This window comes from Streptomyces alkaliphilus, assembly GCF_014141535.1.
GTDB classification, from domain to species: Bacteria; Actinomycetota; Actinomycetes; order Streptomycetales; family Streptomycetaceae; genus Streptomyces; species Streptomyces alkaliphilus.
This window is the reverse complement of sequence record NZ_VKHT01000932.1, coordinates 1-1,969: the sequence shown is the minus strand read 5'-3', so window position 1 is coordinate 1,969 and position 1,969 is coordinate 1. Positions and strand designations below refer to the sequence as shown.

The window sequence follows — 1,969 nt, the reverse complement described above, 5'->3', positions numbered from 1 at the left end:
CCTCCGAGCCCCCGGGCCCCTCCTCCGGTCTCTGTTGATCTCGGTTGATCTCAACGCAGCAGGTCCGGCACACCGGCGGCGTCGGGACGGTCCTCCGGCCAGGAGACCACGGTGAGCCGCTGGGTGGCGCGGGTGAGGTCCACGTAGAGCACCCGCAGGCCGGCCGGGGTCTCGTCGGCGATCCGGGCCGGTGAGAGCAACAGCGTGGCGTCGTACTCCAGCCCCTTGGCGTCCAGGCTGCCGAGCACCAGCAGCCGCTCGTCCATCCCCGCCAGCAGGCGCCGGGTCTCCTCCCGGCGTCCCATGGCGGTGATCACCCCGACCGTGCCCTCGACCTCCGCCAGCAGCCGGCGGGCCTCGGCGCGGACCGTCTCCGCCGTACCCCCGTCGCCGTCTGCGCCGGACCTTCCCCGGCGTCCACCGCCGGAACCGCCGGCGCCGGCGGGCACCACGACGAACCTCGGCTCGACCCCCGTCGAACGGACCGCGCGGGGCGGCTCGGCCCCGGGCATCGCCAGCCGCAGCACCCCGTCCGCCACCCGGGCGATCTCGGCGGGGTTGCGGTAGTTGACGGTCAGCTCGAAGCGCCGGCGGGGCCGCTTGCCCAGCGCCGCGTCCCGCTCCCGCTCGGCCTCCTCCGGCTCGGTCCACGAGCTCTGCGCCGGGTCCCCGACCACGGTCCAGGTGGCCTGCCGACCGCGCCGGCCGACCATCCGCCACTGCATGGGGGTGAGGTCCTGGGCCTCGTCGACGATCACGTGGGCGTAGCCGGCGCGCTCACGCTCCTCCGCCTCGGCCTCCCGGTCGCGGCGGCGGGCGGTGCGGTCGGCGAAGGTGGTGACCTCCTGCACGCCCAGTTCGGCGAGCATCTCCTCCTCGGTCCTCCGGCGGGGGCGCGGCGGGGTGCCCAGGAGGGTGCGCAACTCGTCCAGCAGTGCCACGTCGTGCACCGACAGCCCGCCGCCGTCGGGGGTGACCCGGGCCAGGGAGCGCGCCACCCGGCGGGTCTCGCCGGGGCGCAGGATGCGGCGCGACCAGTCGGCCAGCCGCCGCTCGTCGGCCATCGCCCGCAGCACGTCCAGCGGGGTCAGCTCGGGCCACCACTCGGCGAGGAACTCGATGAAGTCGGTCTCCTCCGAGACGTCCTCGAAGAACCCGTCCCGGGCCTCGGCGGCGAGGGCGGGGTCGTCGGCGTGCCGGCGGGCGGCCCCGGTCTTCTCCCACAGCGCCTCCAGCAGCAGCCGGCGGGCCCGCGGCAGCAGGAGGTTGACCGGGGCGGTGCCGGAGAGGGCGGCGGAGCGCACGGCGGCCAGTTCGTCGGGGCCCAGCTCGATCCGCCCGCCGAAGGCCACCACCCGCAGACGGTCGGGGCGTTTGTCGGCCTCCAGCGCGCCGCGCGCGGCCCGGGTGAGGACCCGGGCCATTCGGGCCGATCCCTTCACCACGGCGACCGGTTGTTCGTCGTGGGCCGTGGCCCCCGCCCCGTCCACCAGGGAGCCCAGGGCGCGGATGACGACCTGCCCCTCCTCGCCGAGGGAGGGCAGCACGCCCTCGGTGTAGGCGACGAGCAGCGGGGTGGGGCTGACGATCAGGATGCCCCCGGCGTAGCGGCGGCGGTCCCGGTAGAGGAGGTAGGCGGCGCGGTGCAGTGCCACCGCGGTCTTGCCGGTGCCGGGTCCGCCGGTGACCTCCACGACGGAGGCGGCGGGGGCGCGGATGACCTCGTCCTGCTCGGCCTGGATGGAGGCGACGATGTCCCGCATCCGGGGGCCCCGGGCGCGGCCGAGCGCGGCCATCAGCGCGCCGTCGCCGACCACGGGCAGTTCCTCGCCGTCGAGCAGGGCCCGCAGACCCGGGCGCATCAGATCGTCCTCCACGCCCAGGACGCGCCGACCCCGGCTGCGGATGACCCGGCGGCGCACGACGCGTCCGGGCTCGACGGGGGTGGCCCGGTAGAAGGGGGCGGCGG

1 protein-coding gene is annotated in these 1,969 nt (G+C 76.5%); it reads right to left on the bottom strand.

Features of this window, described 5'->3' with window-relative positions; translation table 11 throughout:
• Positions 1–50 precede the first annotated feature (50 nt).
• Positions 51–1,969 (bottom strand): HelD family protein (locus FNQ90_RS21245; protein ID WP_182607826.1); only part of this gene is annotated, 1,919 nt, incomplete at its 5' end.